This window comes from Clostridium sp. C2-6-12, assembly GCF_009928485.1.
Lineage (GTDB): Bacteria > Bacillota > Clostridia > Clostridiales > Clostridiaceae > Clostridium.
Genome location: NZ_JAABNP010000006.1, coordinates 32,969 through 54,730, shown reverse-complemented (window position 1 = coordinate 54,730; position 21,762 = coordinate 32,969). Strand labels below are relative to the sequence as shown.

The window sequence follows — 21,762 nt, the reverse complement described above, 5'->3', positions numbered from 1 at the left end:
GCCCCCAGGTTTAAGATGGTTTAATAACATATTCAATTTTCAAAGAATGTTCACCTTGCATTATTTATTCTATCTCAATCACGCATTACTGTCAACTGGAACATTGTACTTAGTCAGCCAATTGGAAAAAAAATATATAATATATTTGTTGCAATAATAATTCAACAATATTAATTCAAAAAATCCTGTAAGGAAAAGTGATAATCGAAAAGTGAATGTCCAAATTTTATATTTGGAAACATGAACTTTCCCTGTGGGCATTTTATATTTCGTTCTTCTAACTTTCTCTGTGAGCTTCAACCGTAATTGTTAATTGCAATATATTGCTATAAATTTTTAAGTATCCATATTTTTATCTATATTTCCATTGTTTTAATCTTATACTTAGATAATTAAAAAGTCATTTCAAACAAAATCCGTTCTCCTTCCCCTAGTTGTCTTTCGCCATCAGTAAATGAAATTATTTCATCACCATTATCCTCATCCGTCACATTAATTACATCCTTCCGCTTTTTCTTTCCTCTTTTCTTATTATTTTTCTCACTTTCAATAGGAATCGGTATACTCTCTTTTAATTTAGGCTCAACAATTTCACTATTAATAATATCCTCTTCATTAATTCCACTATAGTAAATTACTTGATACTCTCCATAGTCCTTTTTTATGCTTGACACTCCGTCTTCATCTACTTCAATTTCGGATTTTCTATCTTCATTATCCACCTTTTCCGCTTCATTAATATAATTATCTCTTTTAGAAGCCTCTTTCTCAATTTTTTCTCTATCTTCAATATTAGTCTTCAATAAAGTTGTTTCTTGATTAGTTACCTCTTTTACAATTTCTTCTTTATTTTTAGGCTCTACAATCACATTATCTTTTGAATTTGTTTTTTCCTTCACCTTAATATTTTGATGCTTTGCAAAATTTTTAACTCTATAAATCTTTCCATCAATTAATTCCATCATTTCTAATTCAATAAATACATCTAAAGCTAATTTAATTTGCTCTTCACTTCTATTAAACTCTAATGCTAAAGTTTCTATTGTATATGGAAGATTTCTTGACATATATAAATCTCCCTCCATATTAACCTTACCAGCTAAAGTAACAAATCTAGTCCAAACATAATGAATCATATCTCTTTCAGGCTTTATGTCTATTATTTTAAATTTTGTATCTGCATACATGTCTGTTCTTAATTTAATGTATTTTCTTTCTTTCATATTTACCATACCCCTTCATATCTATATTAATAAGTTAATCCTTTAAAATAATTTTCTATCTATATGTTATATATAGAAGATATATGTTTTTATAAACTATTTTACATAAAAAACAATAAATTTTTTTCCATTAAATTATTACAAATTTTTTATACTAATCAGATTTTTGAATAAAATAAAAAGATATTACCTCTAAAATTAGGTAATACCTTTTTGTTTTATAAAAAAATATGGCTCTAACAATCTTTTCTTCTGCTTGATTTATCTATTGTTTTGTTCTTTATTTCCCAATAATAAATTTACGAACTTTTCTCCATACGGCAGACAGAATTGTATTACTGGACCTGGTAGAAATGCAGCTATTATAGTTCCTACACCAACTACGCCTCCCAAGAAATATCCAGCAATTAAATAACAAATATCTGTAGTCATACGAACCCATCTATATTGAAATTTAGTTTTATCCTTTATAATAAAATACACACTGTCATTTGGAGCCATCCCCAGACTTGTTGCTGAAAGTATTGAAAATCCCACACCAACTATCATACATCCAAAAACCATCAAAGATCCTTTAACAAATATATTGTATGATTCAATTGAAAAAAAAGAAACTATATTTAATGCAAAATCAATAGCAGGACCTACTCCAAAAACGCAAATCAAAGTCCCTATATTTATATAACTTTTCCCAAAAACAAAAATCAAACAAGTTAAAACAACTAAAATTATTATATTTGCTTTTCCTGGTGTTGTATGTAGAGCAAAAGCTAAACCCTGATTAAATACTGTAAATGGGTCTGAGCCAATATCACTTTTTAAAAATAACGCCACTCCAAATTGAATTATTGTCATTCCTATAAAAAATAGAATTAATCTTTTTATTAAATTAAAACTCTTATTCATATTTTATTATTTCTTCCTTTACTAAAATTCCAAACCTTAAATATCATAATATATTAAATGAGTAAAAAATACTACCATAGTAATTATAGTATAAATACTAAAATCATTATGACTTCATCAAAAATTTCTAACAATATAAAAAAGCCATACATATAAAGATAATAATAAAAGCCTATTCTATAACCAATTCTAATTTATTCTTTATATGTATGGTTTTATTGATAAATTTTAAGTTATTTTATTTCCATAGCAAGCATAGTAGAATCATCATCTAATTTCCCAACTTCCAATCTAGTATCATCTAAAAATTCATCTATGTAAGCTTTAAATTGAGACACACTAACTTTTCCCATATATCTTTGTATTATTTTATCTTCATCAAAAATAAAATCCAACCCATCTGATACAAAAAATACTTTGTCACCAGAATCAAAACTAATAATTTCTTCAGAGAAATCGCTATCTTCAAACATTCCTAAAAATGGACCCCTGACAATCTTTTCTTCTACTTTTTGTCCTTTTTTTTGAAAAATAAATCTATTGATTCCTGCTCCAACTACTTTAAGTTCCTTCTTTATAAAGTCCATACTAAAACAGCACACAGCTATATAATTTTCTTCATAATAACTTACTAATTTTGCATTTAAACTCTTAACTATATCAATTGGTTCATGTGAAGTTGAAATTTCTTGAAGAAATAAAACATCTAGCGCAGATATATTAAGTGCAGCTGAAATACCTTTTCCTCTAACATCTATAACTATTCCTAAAATTGAAGCTTCGTTTATTTTTTGTATCCTATAAGAATCACCACTAATCATATGAGCTGGTGTATATACGCTTACTGTATTTACATGCTCTTCACATGGAAAATTACTCTGCAAAGTATTCCTTTGAAGTTTTGCTGCACTAGTTAATTCTTGTTTCATTTCAGTAATATCTCTTAAGATTGCTAATATAGCTGGACTTCCATCATATACTATATAAGTAAATGATACTTCTAAATTTGTTTTTTTATTATTCCCAAATTCAAACTCATAATCATCTATATCTTTTACTCTTTTTTGTGCAATTACATTTCTAAAACGCTTATGTAATACTTTTTTATACTTATTCGGAAAATGTTTGTAGACATTACTATCAATAATTTTACTATATTCCGATTTAAGTAAATTGCAGGCTTCATAATTTACTAGAACAATTTTATTGTCCACTATAATAAGTATAGCATCAGGAGAATTATTTAGAATTTGCTTGTACTTTTCTTTGCTGTCTTTAAGTATTTTGTCTAAGAATTTCTTTTCTGTAATATCCCTAAGTCTTTCTACAATAAATAATATATTTCCATCATCATCTAATACAGGATTATAGCAAACATCCATAAAGGTATTTAATTCAGGAATATATCTTTCCCTTGAAAGCATTTGTTTATTTTCTACTACCTGTTCAAATGGACAGTCTAAACATTTTTCTTTTCTGTTTAAAACTTCATAACACATTTTCCCCTTTATATCCATTAAACTCCTATTATAAAAATTGTATCCTGCTTCATTGAAAAAAGCTATTGTATAATCTGGATTATATACTTTTATTATATCTGGAATACCATTGAGTATTCCATTTAACTCTTTTTCTAATACTGCTGCGTTCTCTTCTCTTTTATACATAATTCTAAATGTCCTTTCAACTGAATTCCGCTGCCTTTAAAATTACAGTTACCTGCTATTTCTTTATGGACATATATCAAAAATTTTATCTAATCTTGTTAATTGAAATAATTTTAGCACCTCTGGATTTAGAGATTTTAATTTTATACTTCCGCCTTTTTCAGCACATTTTTTATAAATTGATACTAATGCACCAAGTCCAGTACTATCTATAAATATACATTCACTAAAATTAATAATAAAATCTTTATTTCCTTCTTCTATAAGTTTATTTATTTTTGTTCTGAATTCAGCCACTTCATCCACAACAAAATTTTTAGCTATATTTATTGATACGTTATTTCCCACTATATTCACCTCATATTTCAAATTTTTCTACAAGTCTAGTTAATTCCTCTGCCATAGCACTTGTTTCCTCTGCAGTAGAAGTTAAGTTATTTATTGCACTTGCTTGCTCTTCTGCTGCTAAAGATACATTTTCACTATTAGCTGCATTACTTTCTGTTACTGTAGCTATATCATTAATAAGCTTTACTACCTTATCCGAAGATGCAACCTCATCCCCTGTAATATCGAGTATTTGATTAACATGATTACTTATATTTTCTATTGCTTCTCTTATATTTACAAAAGCTTTATCTGTTTCTGATACAATTACAACTCCATTATTTACTTCAGTTTTAGCTCTTTCCATTGCAGCTACTGCATTTTTTATTTCCTTCATCATTTCACTAACTAATGAAGTAATTTCTTTTGCTCTATCATCTGATTCCTCTGATAATTTACGAACTTCATCAGCAACTACACTAAAGCCTTTACCATGTTCTCCAGCTCTTGCTGCTTCTATTGCTGCATTTAAAGCTAAAAGATTTGTTTGTTCTGCAATTGCATTTATAGTAGTTATTATACCACCAACTTTAACTGATAAATTATTAACTGCTTCAAGGGCTTTTGCAGTTTCTTCACTTCCTGCACTAATATTATTCATTGCCTTTACAGTTTCTTCTACCTTCTCACGCCCTCTATCTGCTACTGCTATAGTTTCAGCTGCATTTGAGCTTGTAGATTTAGCTCTATTTTGCGCTAACTGTACAAGACTTGCTAACTGCACTAATACGCCAGATACATCTACAATAGATTCATTTTGTTTTTCTGCATCTTGAGCTACTTGATTTATAGTTGCAGATACTTCCTCTGTTGTAGCGCTAATTTCTTCTGACGAAGCAGCCATTTCTTCCGAGGCAGCATTTAATTGCTCTGCAGCACTTCTTACATTTCTAACTATTTCATCTTGATGCTTTATCATTTCATTGAAGGAATTACCAAGCTCCTCTATTTCATCTTTGCTTTTTATACTTATCTTAACAGTTAAATCTCCATCGCCTGCACGCTTCATTAATTTTTCTAATTCCTTAATAGGATTAATTATTCCCTTTGTTGAATATAAGTAAGCTCCTATCATAGCCACAATAATTGCTATAATAATTATTATAAATGTATTATTTCTAATGGCAATTGCAGGTGCCATATACTCATTATAATTTGCAGTTACTGCTATAACCCAATTTCCAGCTGGTTGAAATACAGTATATTTGTATACATTATTATAAGTATAAAAAGCTTCTGAAGCCTTTCCAGCCTTCATTTCTTCAATTATTGCCTTAAACTCATCATTTGCTTTGTCACTTGCATTTTCTTTTAATATCTTGCTGACGTCTGGATGAGATAAAATTAATCCATTTCTATCAATCATATAAGCATATCCATTTTCGCCAACTTTAACTTTTGCTGCATAAGCTGAAATACTTTCAAATTTTATGCTTCCAACTAAAGTTCCAATAATCTTGTCCCCTTCCTTAAGTGGATAAGCTATTGTTACTACAGGCTTATTGCTAACTTTTGAAGTCACTACTTCACTAACTGTTTCTTTTCCTGTACTAAGTGCTTTTTTCATATAGTCACGATCACTTAGATCAGTATTAGGGTTTTTGCTCTGACTATCAATAATAACTTTTCCTTTATCATTTGTAATAACTAATGCTTCAATATAATCTTGATTTTCTTTTTGAATATCTTGAATATACTCAAATGCATTATCAATTTCTCCTGAGCTTTCCTGTTTTGCAACATCAACTAGAGAATGATTTAAACTTGCAGTTTTTATTGTAAGTTTTACTGAATCTATGGTTTTTTGAATTAAAAGAGATGTATCATACGTCTGTTCCTTTAGTTGCTGCTGTACTGATGCTTGCAAAGCTTTTGAAGACATAGTATATGAACTATATCCTAAAACCCACATCGGTACAGAAATGAGAATAAGAAATGCAGCCATAAGCTTGGCTTTTAAAGATATTTTCAATTTAATTTCCCCCTTGTTGTATAATACCTAAAAATATATTTATTATCTAATTATGTAAATTTATTTTCACTTATGTTAAATGTATTTTTTTATAATTATTGAATTCCCCTTAAATTCCACTGAATCACTATATGAATTTATTATAAGAAGACCTCTTCCAGATTCAGAAAGTATGTCATTATCATAATTATAATTAGATAAATATTCAATCCCTTCTCCACAATCTGTTATAGAAATTTCCAGTAAGTCCTCTGCTAACTTCCATTCAATACATATTGGTTTTTCTATGTCCTTTTTATTTCCATGGATATAAGCATTATTAACAGCTTCAATTAAAATTAATTTTATTTCAAAACTTTGTCTTTTTATATTTAGTGATTGAATAATATTATCTAGCTTTTCATTAATATTATCTATCCCATAAAATAATACTTTTCCATCGATTTCCGGCATATTTCTTTTCCTCCTTTTCCAATAATATTAATTCTAAAATAGTTATTATGAAAAGATTTAACTTTTCTTTTGTTGATTAAAAATCAATCTCAGCATTACTCTTTATTATTACACTAATTTCTTTGTTTTTCAACATATACCAATATATTTATATAACCTAACAAAGCACAAACATTTTATCCTATATTTTATGAGCTTTAAAAACTTACAAAGTCCTAAACTTATCTATACATAAAAATAACGACTCAAAATCATTTCACAATAATCTTAAGTCGTTATTTTATACATATCTTTTATATCTATACTTAAATTAATTTATTTTAATGTGAGGAAAAATAAATTAATTATGCAATAGCAGTAGCAGTATTTTCTTCTGTCTCTTCAACTTTTGAGTTTACAATTAAATTAACAAACTTTTCTCCATATGGAAGGCAGATTTGTATAAATGGTCCAGTTGATAACATAGCTATTACTGTACCTATACCAACAGTTCCACCTAATATAAATCCTATAATTAAAAATCCTCCATCTAAAGCAATTCTTATCCAACGATATTCAACTTTAGTTTTATCTTGTATTATAAATGGAACTATATCATTGGGCGCTACCCCTACATTAGCTGCTGATAAAACAGAAAATCCTATTGCAATTATAAAGCAACCAAAAGCAACTAATAATGACCTTACAACATAATTATAAGATTCAACTGGTAAGTAAGATACTACTCTTACACCTAAATCTATTATTGGACCTACTCCAATAACACATATTAACGTTCCTATTTTAATACGACTTTTCTCAACTAAGATTATTACAGCAAACAACACTGTTAATATTATTATCATAGCAAATCCTGTAGTTACTTCATTTGTTCCACTTATTAACTTAACTATAGATAATTCTTTTAACCCTGTTTTGTTTAGTGTAAATGCTAAACCTTGAGTAAATATAGTAAATGGATCTGAACCAATATTAGTTTTTAAAAATAGAGCTACACCAAATTGAATTATACTCATTCCAACAAAAAATAAAATTACTCTTTTAAATAAATTAATTGCTTTATTCATTTTTACCATCCTTTTTTATTATGATTATTGCTGCTTATAAATTGTATAAAAATAGTAATCAATTTAAACAACGTTGATTTTTATATGGAATTTGTTATCTTACTAAGCAAAAAATATTCTACTATACGCATTTTCATTTGTCAAAAGAAAATCAATCATTTTCATTCACTTTCATTCATTTTCAATCATAACGTTTAACTTTTGTTAAGTTAACTATTATTTACTCCTTCTAATAACAATTTAAAAATACAAAAAAGCATTTATTAAAGACTTAGAATTCTATATATCTTTCTATAGATTCTAACCTCTTGTAATAAATGCTTTTTAATAATCGTTATGAAAAATAATTTCTTCATAAATTGGTGACTGCCACCATATACAAATTTCCTGTTACTATATATATTTCTTAATTAATTATTTTATTATTTTGCTTGTAAGTATTCATCTATAGCTTTAGCAGCTTTTTTCCCTGCTCCCATAGCTAAAATTACTGTAGCAGCTCCTGTAACTGCATCTCCACCAGCATAAACACCTTCTTTTGTAGTAAGACCAGTTTCTTCTTCCGCAACTATACATCTTCTCTTATTTATATCTAATCCTGCAGTAGTTGAAGAAATTAATGGATTTGGTGATGTTCCAAGAGACATTATTACAGTATCTACATCCATAACAAATTCTGAACCAGGAACTTCAACAGGACTTCTTCTTCCAGATGCATCTGGTTCTCCAAGTTCCATTCTTACACATTTCATTCCTTTAACCCACCCATTTTCATCTACTAGGATTTCTGTTGGATTAGTTAATACATCGAAGATTACTCCTTCTTCCTTAGCATGATGTACTTCTTCTGCTCTCGCTGGAAGTTCAGATTCTCCTCTTCTATATACAATATGACTTTCTGATCCAAGTCTTAAGGCAGTTCTTGCTGCATCCATAGCAACATTTCCTCCACCGACTACAGCAACTTTATTTCCTGCTCTTACTGGAGTTTCATAACCTTCTACAGCTGCTTTCATTAAATTTACTCTTGTTAAGAATTCATTAGCAGAACATACTCCATTTGCATTTTCTCCTGGAATTCCCATAAATCTTGGAAGACCTGCTCCTGATCCTATAAATACTGCTTTAAAACCTTCCTTTTCAAATAATTCATCTATAGTTATAGTTCTACCTATAATTACGTTTGTTTCTATTTTTACACCAAGCTTTTTGATGTTTTCAACTTCATTTTTAACTACTTTTTCTTTTGGAAGTCTGAATTCTGGAATACCATATTCTAAAACTCCACCAGCTTTATGAAGTGCTTCAAAGATAGTAACTTCGTATCCTTTTTTAGCTAAATCTCCAGCACAAGTTAATCCTGCAGGACCACTTCCTATAACTGCAACCTTGATTCCATTTTTAGGTTCTGTTGCGCTTAAATCGACCTTATGTTCTGCTGACCAATCTGCTGTAAATCTTTCAAGCTTACCTATTGATACAGCATCACCTTTTATTCCTAAAACACATCTTTGCTCACATTGTTTTTCTTGCGGACATACTCTTCCACAAACTGCTGGAAGTGCACTGTATTTAGCAATTTCTTTTGCTGCATCTTCGAATTTTTCATCTTTAAGATGGGCTATAAAACCTGGAATGTTAATTGATACAGGACATCCATCAACACATTTTGGATTTTTACAATTTAAACATCTTGAAGCTTCTTTTACAGCTTCTTCTTCATTATATCCCAAACAAACTTCTTCAAAATTTGTAGCTCTAACTTTAGGATCTTGTTCTCTTACTGGTATTCTTATTAATCTTTCATTCATATCCATATTATTTATCTCCTTCGCAACCGCAGCCACCATGGCTATGAGTATTTCCTTCTTCTACTTTTAATTGTGCTTTTCCTTCTTCAGTCTTATACATAGCTTGTCTTCTCATTGATTCGTCATAATTTACTAAATGCCCATCAAATTCTGGTCCATCAACGCAAGCAAATTTAACTTCTCCACCAACAGTTACTCTGCAAGCACCACACATTCCTGTACCATCAACCATTATTGGATTTAAACTTACTACAGTTGGAATTCCTAATTCCTTAGTCAACATTGAAGTAAATTTCATCATTATCATTGGCCCTATAATAACTGCATGATCATATTTCTTTCCTTGATTGTTAACTAAGTCTTTTAACATATCTGAACCAGTCCCTTTAAATCCATAGCTACCATCATCAGTTGTAACATAAAAATTAGCTGAAACTGCTTTAAGTTCTTCTTCATATATTAATAAGTCTTTATTTCTACTTCCTAGTATAACGTCTACAGCAACTCCATGTTCATGCATCCATTTTACTTGTGGATAAACTGGTGCTGCACCAACTCCACCTGCAATAAATATAAATTTCTTTTTCTTTAACTCTTCTACATCTTCATGAATAAACTCACTTGGGACCCCTAATGGTCCAACAAAATCAGAAACCGAATCACCCTCATTAAATGCTGCCAATTGTTTAGTTCCTTTTCCTATAGCTGCAAAAACTATGGTTACAGTCCCTTTTTCTGAATCATAATCTGCAATTGTTAAAGGTATTCTTTCACCTTTTTCATCATTTTTAATAATGATAAATTGACCTGGCTTTGCAGATTTTGCTACTCTTGGAGCTTCTATATCCATTAAGAATATATTATTTGTAAGTTCCCTTTTGCTCATTATTTTATACATGTATTGCACCCCTTTTGCTCTCTTAAGTTTTTTTCCTCTACTATATAGTTTACACTATTATTCAGAATTTTTAAAATAATTTTTCTTATTTTTTATGTTTTTATCTTCCAGCTTTAATATATTTTAATATTACACGCACTAAAATAAAACATATCTTCTAAAAATACCAATTTAAATATTTTTCAATGCCCCAACTATTTCAACTATATAAAAAAGCAGTAAATCAATTTATTTTAAATATAAATATCTTTACTGCTTTTAATTTTATTTTTTATTAAATTTCAAACAATTTTATATTCCATAAGACCATTTTTAATTAATATTTCTTTAATTAATATACTTATATTAATTTCCCTCTACCTAAGCATTTTTATCAATAGGTAAAATAATTTTAAATTCAGTAGCCGCATCAGTACTTTTAACTAACACTTTACCCTTACGACTTTCAACCAATTCTTTAACAATACTTAATCCAAATCCGTGATTCTTTTCAGCATTATCTTTTGTTGTGAATCCCTCTTTGAAAATATCTTTTATATGACGGTCCTCTATTTTAGGCCCATTATTTTCTATCTTAATTATAGCATTGCCTAAATACTCATAACTTTTTGCAATAATTATTCCTTCTCCATTCATGGCTTTAATTGCATTATTTACAATATTAGATACTACTCTAAAAAATTCCATTTCACTCATATTAATCAAACTAAAATCACATTTTTCTTCTATTATTACGTGTATTCCTTGTTCTATAGCTGGCTTTAATGCTACCGCCAGTAAAGACTCTTGATTTCCAGTGACCTCTACAGCTGTGGGTACTGAATCGTTATTGTTAATAATATCCTTTAAGGCTTTTTTTAAATCATCAAACCTTTCCATAAGGCATAATCCATATAAATACGAAATTTGAGCACCATAGTCATGTTTAATTTTTCTAAGATCACCATTTTTAACTTCCAAAGCTTCATTTAACTTATATATTTGTTGTGATTTTTGATGAATTTTCCAAAAATACACTAAAAGTATTACTAAAAATATAAAAAATACTATATAAATAATATTCTTAAGCAACTGGCTTTTTTGCCCTAATGTTACTAAATAAAAAGTTAAAATAAAATCGAGAAAAAAACTTACAATTATTGATATGGCTGAAAATCCTTCATTTATTATTAATTGATGTACTTCTCTTATCTTGCTAATATACATAAAACATAATAATAAAAGTATGCATTGTGGAACGTATACAATAAAAATAGTTTCATAAAAAATATATTCTTTAGGAAATATTCCTCTAACATATTCAAAAATCAAACTACCAAATATAATGCTCATTAACATCATAATAGAATACATTATTGTATATGATACTATTGCCGTCAAAATATTTTTTCTATAAAATATTGCCGTTATAAATATTCCCACTATATGAGTCGAAAAAACTGCCATTCCCCAACTATTGCCAAAAGCACTTGTAAAAATTTGCCCTTCTAATGAATATATTATTACAATAAATAAGTTCATTATTGGGGATCTTTTATCATGATTATGTGCACAATAATTTATTGCATAAACGATTAATATTGCTTGCAATATTGAGGCAGCCATATCTAAAAAATTTAATGCCAAATTACGCCCTCCCCTCAGTTATTAGTAACTTATCTTAAGTTTTTCATAGATTCAGGCATTTCTTCAATACCCCAATCACCTATTGATGCTGGAGCTAATGTAATCATAGAATCTGCAACTTTCTTTAAAAATTCACCTAATAATCTTTTTAACATAAAACACATCTCCTTTTAATTTTCTCTTTTATTGAACATTTCCAAAGCTAATAATAAAATTGTCCAAGTTATTATCAAATAATAATTTGAGTAATTATATGTAACTATTGATACGAAACCAATTATTGTTACATTTCTTAATCCTGTTCTTCTGTTTTTATTTATAATTTCGGGGCGCGTAATTGGCATTTTTGAATTTATTACTGGAGCTTGATTCCATATGCAAAATATGCTCAAAAAAATTAATATGAAGTTAGCTATAAAACTAAGTGTACATTGCATACTTAAAATCAATATTCCAGTTACAGATAACAATGTTGTTAAAAAACATTTAATTTGAGTTTCTTCATGATAGCCACCTATAAATGGCTTAACCGAACACAATATTATTTGAATAATTATTATTTCTTTAAAGTATCCAAATAGTGAAAAAATAACTATTGTAGAAATAATCTTTATTGATTCAAATAAAATTGTTACCAAAGCATACTCCATTTGCTCAAGTTCATCCTCATTATATTTATCTCTTGTTGATTTTGCTATGCTATTAATAATTTTTTTAGAAATAGTCTTTACCATTTTTATCACTCTTTTGTTTTTCTAATTACATTAAAATTATAAACCTTATTTTGTTAATTTTCAACATTTTTATCATTCAGCCCCCATATTTACATAAGATATAGTTATTTTTTTATGCAATTTAAGAAAAATGATAATTTAATTCATCGGACATAGACTTAAAACAAAGAGGTCTTATTTCACTCTAAAACTGAAATAAGACCTCCCTATTAATAAACTTAAACTACATTTTCATTTTTTATGGGCAATACTATCTTAAATTCCGTTGCTGTATCTGTACTTTTAACATATACCCTTCCATTATAATTTTCTACAAGTTCTTTTACTATACTCAATCCATATCCATGATTTTTATCGCTATTATCTTTAGTTGTAAACCCAACTGTAAAGATTTCTTTTAAAAGATTTTCTTCGATTTTAGGACCATTATTTTCAATTTTCACAACTATGCTACCTAGATATTCATAACTTTTAGCTATTATTATTCCCTGACCATTCATGGCACTTATAGCATTATTTACTATATTTGATACAACTCTATAAAATTCCATTTCAGACATATCTATTGCTCTTAAATCACATTTTTCTTCAATAATAACATGAATACCTCTGTCAATAGCTGGTTTCAATGCAAGTGATAATAATGATTTTTCATTCCTACATACTTCTGCCGCAGTTGGTATCGCCTCGTTATTATCAATAATTTTCTTTAAAGCTCCTTTTAAATCATCAAACCTCACCATGAGACAAAGCCCATATAAATATGAAATTTGTGCTCCGTAATCATGCTTGATTTTTCTAAGCTCATTATTTTTTATTTCTAAAGCTTCATTTAATTTATATATCTGCTCAGATTTTTGTTTAACCTTCCAAAAATATATTAAAATTACTAAAAAGAATATAAAAAATATTAAATATACTATGTTTTTTAGTAACTGGGTTTCCTTGCCTAAGGTTATTACATAAAAAGTTATTATAAAATCTAATACAAAACTTATTATTAAAGCACTTATAAAAAAGCCCTCATTTATTATTAGTTTATAAATCTGTTTTATCTTTTCTTTATGTATAAAACACATGCTTATTAATAGTAATTCTGGAAAATAAATTATAGAAATGATTTCTTGATTAATGTATTGTACCGGTAATTTTTTACTGACATACTCAAAAATTATATTTCCAAATACAATTGTATATATACATAACATGGAATAAATTATTGTATATGATGTTAAGGCGTTAATAATACTTTTTCTATAAAATGCCGCGACTACTCCCATTGCTAATATGTGCGTCATAAATATAGACAAGGCTTTGTTATTCCCAAAAGAATTTGTAAACAATGTCCCAACAAGTACCAGGGATATTGTTAGTAATGAAATCTTAGCTATATTTTTTTCTCTGCTTATGCAGTAATTCGTCAAATATGCACATAAGACTGATTGAAATATGGTAGCTATAATATCAATAATTATCAATTTAATTTAGCGCCCCTTTCAATTAATTTAAAAAATTCTTTTTTAAACTTTATTTATATTACATGATTTTCTATGTGTACCCAAATTATACCTTCTTTCTTCTTACTTTTCAACATTTTTCAACGTATTTTTTTATGAAATTAATCGAAAATTGAAGAATACAAAAACATAGCACTTAAATTTATTAAATATTTTTCTAACAAAAATTTATTTTTTTTCTATAATCAAGAAAATTTTATTCAATGAACTTATTGTTCTGAACATTGAACCATGTTATCATAAGCATGTTCATTAATTGAACCTAACCGTTAAATTTTATAAAACATTATTTTATTTAAATAAAATGCTACTTTAAATGTATTAAAATCAGGAGGAGAAAGAATTATGGAAGATATGTCTTATTGGAAAGAAGTTTGGGAAAGAAAAGGTAATGGAAATACTGACTGCTTAGAAGAATTAGATGGTTATGAAGACACTACAGCTAATGTAAAAGAAATAGCTAGACAAATTGTTGAAGAACTAGATATTAAAGAAACTGATAGTGTTTTAGAAGTGGCATGTGGTGCTGGTGGCTTAGCTCAATATATAAAATGTGGAAGCTATGTTGGAGTTGACTATTCAACTTCTCTTGTAAAGCGACACATACAAATACTTAATAATTCAGTTTTACATGGCGAAGCAAATAACTTAATTTTTAAAGATAAAACTTTTGATAAAGTAATTTGTTTTGGTGCATTTCATTATTTTCCAAATGAAGAATATGCAAACCAAGCAATTGCTGAATTAAAAAGAGTTGCAAAAAAAGCAATTTTTATTGGCGATTTACCTGTTACCTCTCACAGAAAGGAGCATTTACTTTATAAAAAGGAAGACTTTAAAGATTGGAATATAATGGATGGCTTTTACAATCCATGCAGATTTAATGTCTCTTTGAAATTAGTTTAGTTGTATATTGTTAATTTTTCAAAACAATTTATAACTAAATTATGCATTTTTAATAAACATAATCTCTTTAAGTTAAAAAGCTTCAGAAATAATTTGCTATAAATTTCTGAAGCTCTAATTATTTTTATAATTATTTTATACATTTTGCAAAAATTCACATCTGTACACTAGAAATTTATTTAATTCCTGTAGTACCAAATCCACCTCGATCTACATTTCCAAAAGACTCTACTTCCTCAAATTCTATTTCTGGCATAACTTCCATTATTCTAAACTGCCCTATTTTATCTCCCTTTTTTATCCATGTTCCATGACATTCTATTCCACCAGATTTACTTTCATCTTCCAATTTATTATGTTTTCCTTGAAGACAATATATAGGCATATGCCATTGATCATTATCTCCTATGTATGTATCATCAACAACTCCTACTGAATTTGTCTGAATAATTCCCCATGTTTTAAATGTAGAACTTCTAGGTGCTATATGTGCTTCCCAACCTTTAGGTAATTCCAATGCAAATCCTAAAGGAACCATGCCTCTTTCTCCCTCTTTTATAAATAGATCTGTATTAGCATATACATCAATCCAATTTCCTTTAATTATTTTTTTTAACTTAGTTGCACCTTCAAAATATTTAATTCTAATCTTCATATTTAACAGCTTCCATCCCTTATTGATAAAATATATTTATAATTTTATATTAATTATGATTATAGCTCAATTGAAATTAAAGCACAATGATTGAAACACTGTGCTTTAAATTTAATTGCTATGTTTATTTTCCATTGTAGGTAGTTTATTTTTATTAATAATAACTACCTTTTGCTCTTTGTTTGTATCATCTATTGTAAACTCATTCCACTTAATATATTTAGGTTTTTCAAAATAACGCTTATCTACAATGGCTATTATTCTGTAACAGCCATTTTCAATTCCTTCAAAAATAACTTTTCCTTCTATATCTGTTATTTTAGATTCTACAAGAATTGGCGATAACCCACTTATTTTATATAAATTAATTTTCATTCCTTCCAATAATTCATTTTTTTCACATTCCAATATTGAGGTAACAACAATCTTTCCATTACCTCCATATGAATCGCGAAATTTCAAAAGTGTGTCCTTCATAAAACTATCCTTAATATTGTTTTTCATTAATATATTATGAATACAAACCTTTAACGTGATTATAATTTAAAGTCCTTCAAAAATTGAAACCCCAATTTCTGCAAAACAATTTAACAGGTTATAATCATTTAAAATAAATTCTCGCTTATTTACTGAAACCGAAAGGTATATAACAGCTAGAATTTTGCCATTACATATTACTGGAGTGATACAAACAGATTTCCAATCTGGAATGCCATAATGATTATAATTGTCCATACTTTCCCAATCAATTAAATACCTTCCTTTCTCTTCCTCAATAGTCTCATAAATAAGCTTAAAATTAAACTTTTCAACTACATACCATCCATCCTTCGTTCTTGATTTGCTATACATATTCACTATTTTGTTCTCTTTTACTATAAATGCTGTAGCCGTTTCAGCCTCAATAACCTGCATAATTTTTAGTATAAGCTGATATATTTTATCTTCTTTTTCGCCTTTGCATTTTACTATATTGGCAACTTCCTTAAGTATAATTGCAATATTATAATCTTTTGTTGCATTTCCAGATAACACTCCTGTAAGTTCATTATTAGCATTAATACTTATGCCGTAATCTTTTTCCCAAAGAACAAATCTGTTTTTCCCTTCATTTTTTGCTTTATATAAAGCTTGGTCTGCTCTTTCTATTATTTCCTGGCTGCTTAGGGCTTCGTAAGCACTCATAGCTATTCCAATACTAATAGTAATCTTTCTTTTATCTCCTAAAATTTTTGCTGCTTCAACATTACTTCTTATTTTTTCAGCCATATTTATAGCTTTTTCTTTATTTGCATTAGGAAGTAATAATATAAATTCTTCACCACCATACCTTCCAATAATATCGCTCTTTCCTATACACTTATTAACTTCCGTAGTTAGTTTAACTAAAACTTCATCCCCTGTTTGATGTCCATATTTATCATTTACACCTTTAAAGTCATCAATATCAAACATTATTACAGCAAATTCAGTTTTATCCAACCTTGCACTATCTAATAAAAAAAGTAATGCTTCTTCAAAATGCCTTCTATTATAAACGCCAGTTAATTTATCTAAAGTTGAACTTATTGTAAGATTATATTTTTCTAATAAAAATGTTAAAAATGGCTTAAACTTTTTCATAGTTTTCTTAGATTCAGAATTAATATAATTCAAAGCATTATTAGTAATTAAAATCAATCTTGCATTTATTCCAACACTACTATTAATCTGTTTTTCTCTATTTATGATTTTCATGTACATGCAAGCCTTTATTCCATCTTTAAGTATCTTATTATTATCTAATTGATTAATTTTTTCATCACTATTACTTATAATAAATATATCTTCTTCTGAATCAACTTTAAGTGAAAAATATCTGTTTATTTCATTTTTATCACTAATCCTATAAGTACATATAACCTCATTTTCACCCTCGTTATTTTCCATAACTATCATAGCTTTATCTGCCAAAGTGAGCCTTGCCATAAACTTCATAATATTTTCTAAATTACTAATATTATCACTAGAAAATCTATCAAATACGGTATATATATCCTTCAAATCATTATAATAACAATTCTCATATAGACTTTGCGCCAAGTTAAGTACTGATTGATTACTTAGTATATTTTTCAAACTTAATTCAACTAATAATTCTTCTACTTCTTTATTCATTTTAACATCTTTAATGCTTTTAAATGTTAAGTTAATGTTTAATTTTTTATTTAAACACTCTATAAATTTATCTCTAGATTCTAGAAATCTACTATTATTTATATATATTAACCTATCACTTCTAGGCAATGATTTAATTACCTCTACATGCAATGCTATGGATTCATAGTAATAATTCATAGCTAAAACATGACACTTTAGTTCATTATATTTTTTCCCAATCATGCAATATATATCTGCCTTAAGTTCCTGATTATTTATATATGCACATAATCTTAATGCTTTATTTATCAAAAAATTATAGTGATTTCTATTTTTAAAATTAAACTCTAAATACAAATACATACCTTCTACATTATAATCTTTAGGATACCCCTTTAGCTTTAAAAACAATTCCCTAGCAAACTCTTTATATCCAAGTGATAGAATTATTCTTATGGCATTTATTTTTATTTCAAGTTTAATTTCTTTATTTTCAATCCCTTCAATTTTTACTTGTAATTTTTCCCACGCCCTTCTTATATCATTTTCATTTTTGCATTTATAGATCATTAATTCATGATAATTGCAAATTAGAATTTTATGAAAAGAATTTTTATTATTGAATGCTAAAGTATATATTTTTTTCAAATAATTATATGCCATATTATAGTTGCAAATTAATAAGTTATATAAAGCATAAGTGTAGTTAGAATCAATGACCTCTTCTTCTAGAAGCTTTATTCCTTTTTCCATTTGTTTTGTTAAATAATAATATTTTATTGCTAAATTTATTTTTCCAAGCTTCATATATATTAAACAAAGTTCATTGCAAATATTAAAAGAATATGATTCTATATTTTCCTCTCTTTCTCTTTCTAATGCTTTTAACAAAAATTCTTCTGCCTCTTTATATTTTTTTTCCTGTCTGTAAATTTTAGCAATATAAATTAAACTTAATATTTCTTTTTTATATACTTTATTTTTATTACTTAGTTTAACAATTTCAAAATATTGTTCTAAAATTGTTTCATTTGAGTTATTCTCTTCTTTAGAAATAGTTGCATAATTTAACTTAGTTAATAATTCACCATTAATATTGTTATTATTTATAAATGCTTCTTCCGCATTTAAACATAACCTTTTGGCTTCTATATAATTACCTCTTTTAATATAGACCTTTACCATAATAATGTTTATCCATGCATAAATATCCTCTTTTATTTTATTTTCGTGACATATGTTCAATGCTTTTTCAGCATTTAATAGTGTTAATTTATGATTGTATTCAAGTCTAAATTTTAATGCAAGTGCATAATAATAGTATACTTCTCCCTTCGGATAGTTCACTCTATCTAATAACCGTCTTACACAATTCAAAGAATAGTCTATTCCTGTATTAATATCTGTAATATCATTAATCTTAATAATGATCATCTCAAGTAGAGTGTATATTTCGATTTCTAATTCATCATTTTGTATTGCAAGTTGATTAGCTACTTCATAATATTCAAAACTTTTATCATGCCTAGAATTTTTTTCATAAAGTTTCGCTATATTGATAGCAATCTCACATCTATTTTGAACTTCAGAATAATTCAAAGCTTTTTTATAGTATTTTATAGCTTTAGACAAATTACCTATAACATCTTGTACTTTTGCATATCTACTTGTATACAAATATGCTTTTTTTAAATTTTGGCTCTTTTCTAAATGAATCAAAAATTCTTCTACATAATAATCTGTTTCAAACAAAACCTCTTCAAGAAAAATAGATGCTTTAAAATGCATTTCTATTCTATTTTTATCTTCAAGTTTCAAATATAATATATTTCTTAAAAGATTATTAGTAAAACCTACAAGTATTCCCTGATCACTAATTTTATCTTCTAAAAAACCTTTTGATTTTAAATTTCCATAAATCTTCCTATCTTCTAAGTCAACTATTATATACTTCAATATAATTTTTTCAGATAATGGCGTTTCAAAAATGGATAGTCTTTTTAAAATGCTTATTTCTTCTTCGTTTAATGAAGTAATATTCATCTCTAAACGCTTTTCTAAATTTTTAGGTATTAGAATATTTTTTTCGTCAATATCACTTTCCCACAATCCTTTTTCTTCATTAAAATATAGAGTTTTATTTTCATATAACTCTCTTATTACGCCACTTATGTATTGTGGATTACCCAAAGTTTCTGAATAAACTCTTAATGAAAGCCTATTCATTTCTTCATTTGTTTTAAGCATACTTTTTATCATCTGAGTAGTATTATATTGATTAAAATAGTTTATTTTATATTCTTCATATTGCTCTAATTCTTTTAACTCTTTTATAAACTCTAAAAAATCCTTACTGCATTTTTCTTGATTCATAGAAAATATCATCATTACATTTTCTAAATTATGGCCCAAAAATGCAATATATTTAATAAATGATTTAAAGACTTCATTTTCTAGATCTAAATCATCGATCAATATAACAAAAGGTTTACTAGTAGTAAATTCATTTATAAATTTGCCCATTCTGTTCATAAGTTGAAGCTTTTGTTTATTATCACTTTTACTAGGATTTTCTTTAACTAATATAGAGATGAATTTTTTTATATAAATCTCATACTTTTCCTTTAAATTCTTATCTATTCTTTGAAATATAAAATTTACTAAATCTTCGTATCTATCTTCTTTAGAAATACTTTTATTTGTGAAATCGCTCACATATAAAATATCTTTAAAGTATTTATTTTCAAGTCTATATCTCAATTCCTCTAATAATCTTGTCTTTCCGCTTCCATATTCTCCGTTAAAACCAATAATCTTATAATTCTCTTTATTTTCCAGTATTCTTTGAAAATTTTTTTCTACGATCTTAATTTCTTCTTTCATACCGATTATGTCCAAATCAATTTGGAGTTTGTTCAAAGCTTCAACTGCAAAATATTTATAATCCTTATGCATCTTATCATTAATATCTTTTATAAACGCTTGAATTCTGAAAGAATTATTTATAGTTTTTACTCGATTATATAATTTTTTTACATAATTTAATTCCCTTAATTCGTGCTCTAAGTCCTCATCTGTAAATATTTGATTAAATAAATTTACAACAATCTCAATATTATCTTTTTTTAGAATTCCTTCTTCTCCAGATTCAATATTATATTGATAAGGCAATGAGTGTATGGCAGAATTAAGCAAATTAAATTTGCCTAATTCATTTTGCAATAAGCTTTTTAACTTTACTTTCATGTGATTGTGGGAATTATGAATTAATTTTATATCCTTAATTGAGATATCATCAAATATATATCCTTGCATATTCAATGTATTAATTGCAGCACATAACTCCATAAATATATCTAGTTTTTTATAAGGAGTGCACAGTTCAAGATAATTTTTTGTATCTATTTTAGATTCGATATGTTCCATTAAATATCCATATTGAGGTTTTTCTAATTTAATACCATTAATGCTATGAATTATTTCAATCTTAATAATATTAATAAGGTTATCAAAATTCAAACTTTTAATAGTTTTAAATTTACTCAGTAAATATTCTCTTGTCTTTTCATATGTAAAATCATTTTTTAAAATACATAATACATATTTCTCATCTTTTTCTGAATCTTTAACTACATAATTAGAGAAATTTTCTTCTACTGTCATTTCATATTCAATTAAATACTTATTATTCACATTTCTCAATACTCATCCAACTCTTTTCCTTATAAGTCTAACCATACCAATTTAATTAAAATTATACCATATTTTCCTATATCCCCAAAGCAATTCTATCAATAAACC

The 21,762-nt window shown here is 27.1% G+C and carries 17 protein-coding genes; 1 reads left to right on the top strand and 16 read right to left on the bottom strand.

Annotated elements, in window-relative coordinates:
- Positions 1-392: 392 nt before the first annotated feature.
- From GXK56_RS06825 to GXK56_RS06770, 13 genes are all read right to left on the bottom strand, one after another.
- On the bottom strand, positions 393-1,223 hold the full coding sequence (locus GXK56_RS06825; RefSeq protein WP_160686519.1) for a phage replisome organizer N-terminal domain-containing protein: 831 nt from the start codon (positions 1,221-1,223) through the stop codon (positions 393-395).
- A 261-nt stretch (positions 1,224-1,484) separates the two neighbouring features.
- Complete coding sequence (locus tag GXK56_RS06820; protein WP_160686518.1) at positions 1,485-2,129, bottom strand: hypothetical protein; 645 nt, start codon at positions 2,127-2,129, stop codon at positions 1,485-1,487.
- Positions 2,130-2,362: 233 nt separating this feature from the next.
- Positions 2,363-3,796, bottom strand: coding sequence for a SpoIIE family protein phosphatase (locus tag GXK56_RS06815; RefSeq protein ID WP_160686517.1), 1,434 nt, complete (start codon positions 3,794-3,796; stop codon positions 2,363-2,365).
- A 63-nt stretch (positions 3,797-3,859) separates the two neighbouring features.
- The gene (locus GXK56_RS06810; protein ID WP_243156038.1) at positions 3,860-4,144 is read right to left on the bottom strand and encodes an STAS domain-containing protein; all 285 of its coding nucleotides are present in this window, start codon (positions 4,142-4,144) and stop codon (positions 3,860-3,862) included.
- Positions 4,145-4,154: 10 nt separating this feature from the next.
- Entirely contained in the window at positions 4,155-6,155 is a 2,001-nt protein-coding gene (locus tag GXK56_RS06805; protein WP_160686515.1) for a methyl-accepting chemotaxis protein, read from the bottom strand.
- Positions 6,156-6,230: 75 nt separating this feature from the next.
- Entirely contained in the window at positions 6,231-6,608 is a 378-nt protein-coding gene (locus tag GXK56_RS06800) for an ATP-binding protein (RefSeq protein WP_160686514.1), read from the bottom strand.
- A gap of 344 nt (positions 6,609-6,952) precedes the next feature.
- A complete protein-coding gene (locus GXK56_RS06795) occupies positions 6,953-7,675 on the bottom strand; it encodes a hypothetical protein (protein ID WP_160686513.1) in 723 nt (240 codons plus the stop codon).
- Positions 7,676-8,097: 422 nt separating this feature from the next.
- Positions 8,098-9,492 carry an NADPH-dependent glutamate synthase gene (gltA, locus tag GXK56_RS06790; RefSeq protein WP_160686511.1) on the bottom strand — a complete coding sequence of 465 codons (1,395 nt, stop codon included), beginning with the start codon at positions 9,490-9,492 and terminating at the stop codon, positions 8,098-8,100.
- 1 nt (position 9,493) lies between these two features.
- A complete protein-coding gene (locus GXK56_RS06785; RefSeq protein WP_160686509.1) occupies positions 9,494-10,384 on the bottom strand; it encodes a sulfide/dihydroorotate dehydrogenase-like FAD/NAD-binding protein in 891 nt (296 codons plus the stop codon).
- Between the two features lie 360 nt (positions 10,385-10,744).
- On the bottom strand, positions 10,745-12,010 hold the full coding sequence (locus GXK56_RS06780) for an ATP-binding protein (protein WP_160686507.1): 1,266 nt from the start codon (positions 12,008-12,010) through the stop codon (positions 10,745-10,747).
- A gap of 29 nt (positions 12,011-12,039) precedes the next feature.
- Positions 12,040-12,165 (bottom strand): hypothetical protein, encoded by a 126-nt coding sequence (locus GXK56_RS28510; protein WP_279283092.1) that lies wholly within the window; start codon positions 12,163-12,165, stop codon positions 12,040-12,042.
- A gap of 15 nt (positions 12,166-12,180) precedes the next feature.
- Positions 12,181-12,744, bottom strand: a complete 564-nt coding sequence (locus GXK56_RS06775; protein ID WP_160686505.1) for an accessory gene regulator B family protein — start codon at positions 12,742-12,744, stop codon at positions 12,181-12,183.
- A 218-nt stretch (positions 12,745-12,962) separates the two neighbouring features.
- Positions 12,963-14,222 (bottom strand): ATP-binding protein, encoded by a 1,260-nt coding sequence (locus tag GXK56_RS06770; protein WP_243156037.1) that lies wholly within the window; start codon positions 14,220-14,222, stop codon positions 12,963-12,965.
- 384 nt (positions 14,223-14,606) lie between these two features.
- On the opposite strand from GXK56_RS06770, the gene GXK56_RS06765 reads away from it, so the two are divergent.
- Positions 14,607-15,167, top strand: coding sequence for a class I SAM-dependent methyltransferase (locus GXK56_RS06765; protein ID WP_160686503.1), 561 nt, complete (start codon positions 14,607-14,609; stop codon positions 15,165-15,167).
- A gap of 175 nt (positions 15,168-15,342) precedes the next feature.
- Here the strand turns inward: GXK56_RS06765 and GXK56_RS06760 are convergent, their stop codons facing one another.
- From GXK56_RS06760 to GXK56_RS06750, 3 genes are all read right to left on the bottom strand, one after another.
- Positions 15,343-15,822: a deoxyuridine 5'-triphosphate nucleotidohydrolase gene (locus tag GXK56_RS06760; protein WP_160686501.1), complete on the bottom strand. Its 480-nt coding sequence runs from the start codon at positions 15,820-15,822 to the stop codon at positions 15,343-15,345.
- A 111-nt stretch (positions 15,823-15,933) separates the two neighbouring features.
- Positions 15,934-16,326 carry a prealbumin-like fold domain-containing protein gene (locus GXK56_RS06755; RefSeq protein ID WP_243156036.1) on the bottom strand — a complete coding sequence of 131 codons (393 nt, stop codon included), beginning with the start codon at positions 16,324-16,326 and terminating at the stop codon, positions 15,934-15,936.
- 39 nt (positions 16,327-16,365) lie between these two features.
- Positions 16,366-21,654, bottom strand: a complete 5,289-nt coding sequence (locus GXK56_RS06750; protein ID WP_243156035.1) for a diguanylate cyclase — start codon at positions 21,652-21,654, stop codon at positions 16,366-16,368.
- Positions 21,655-21,762: the final 108 nt, after the last annotated feature.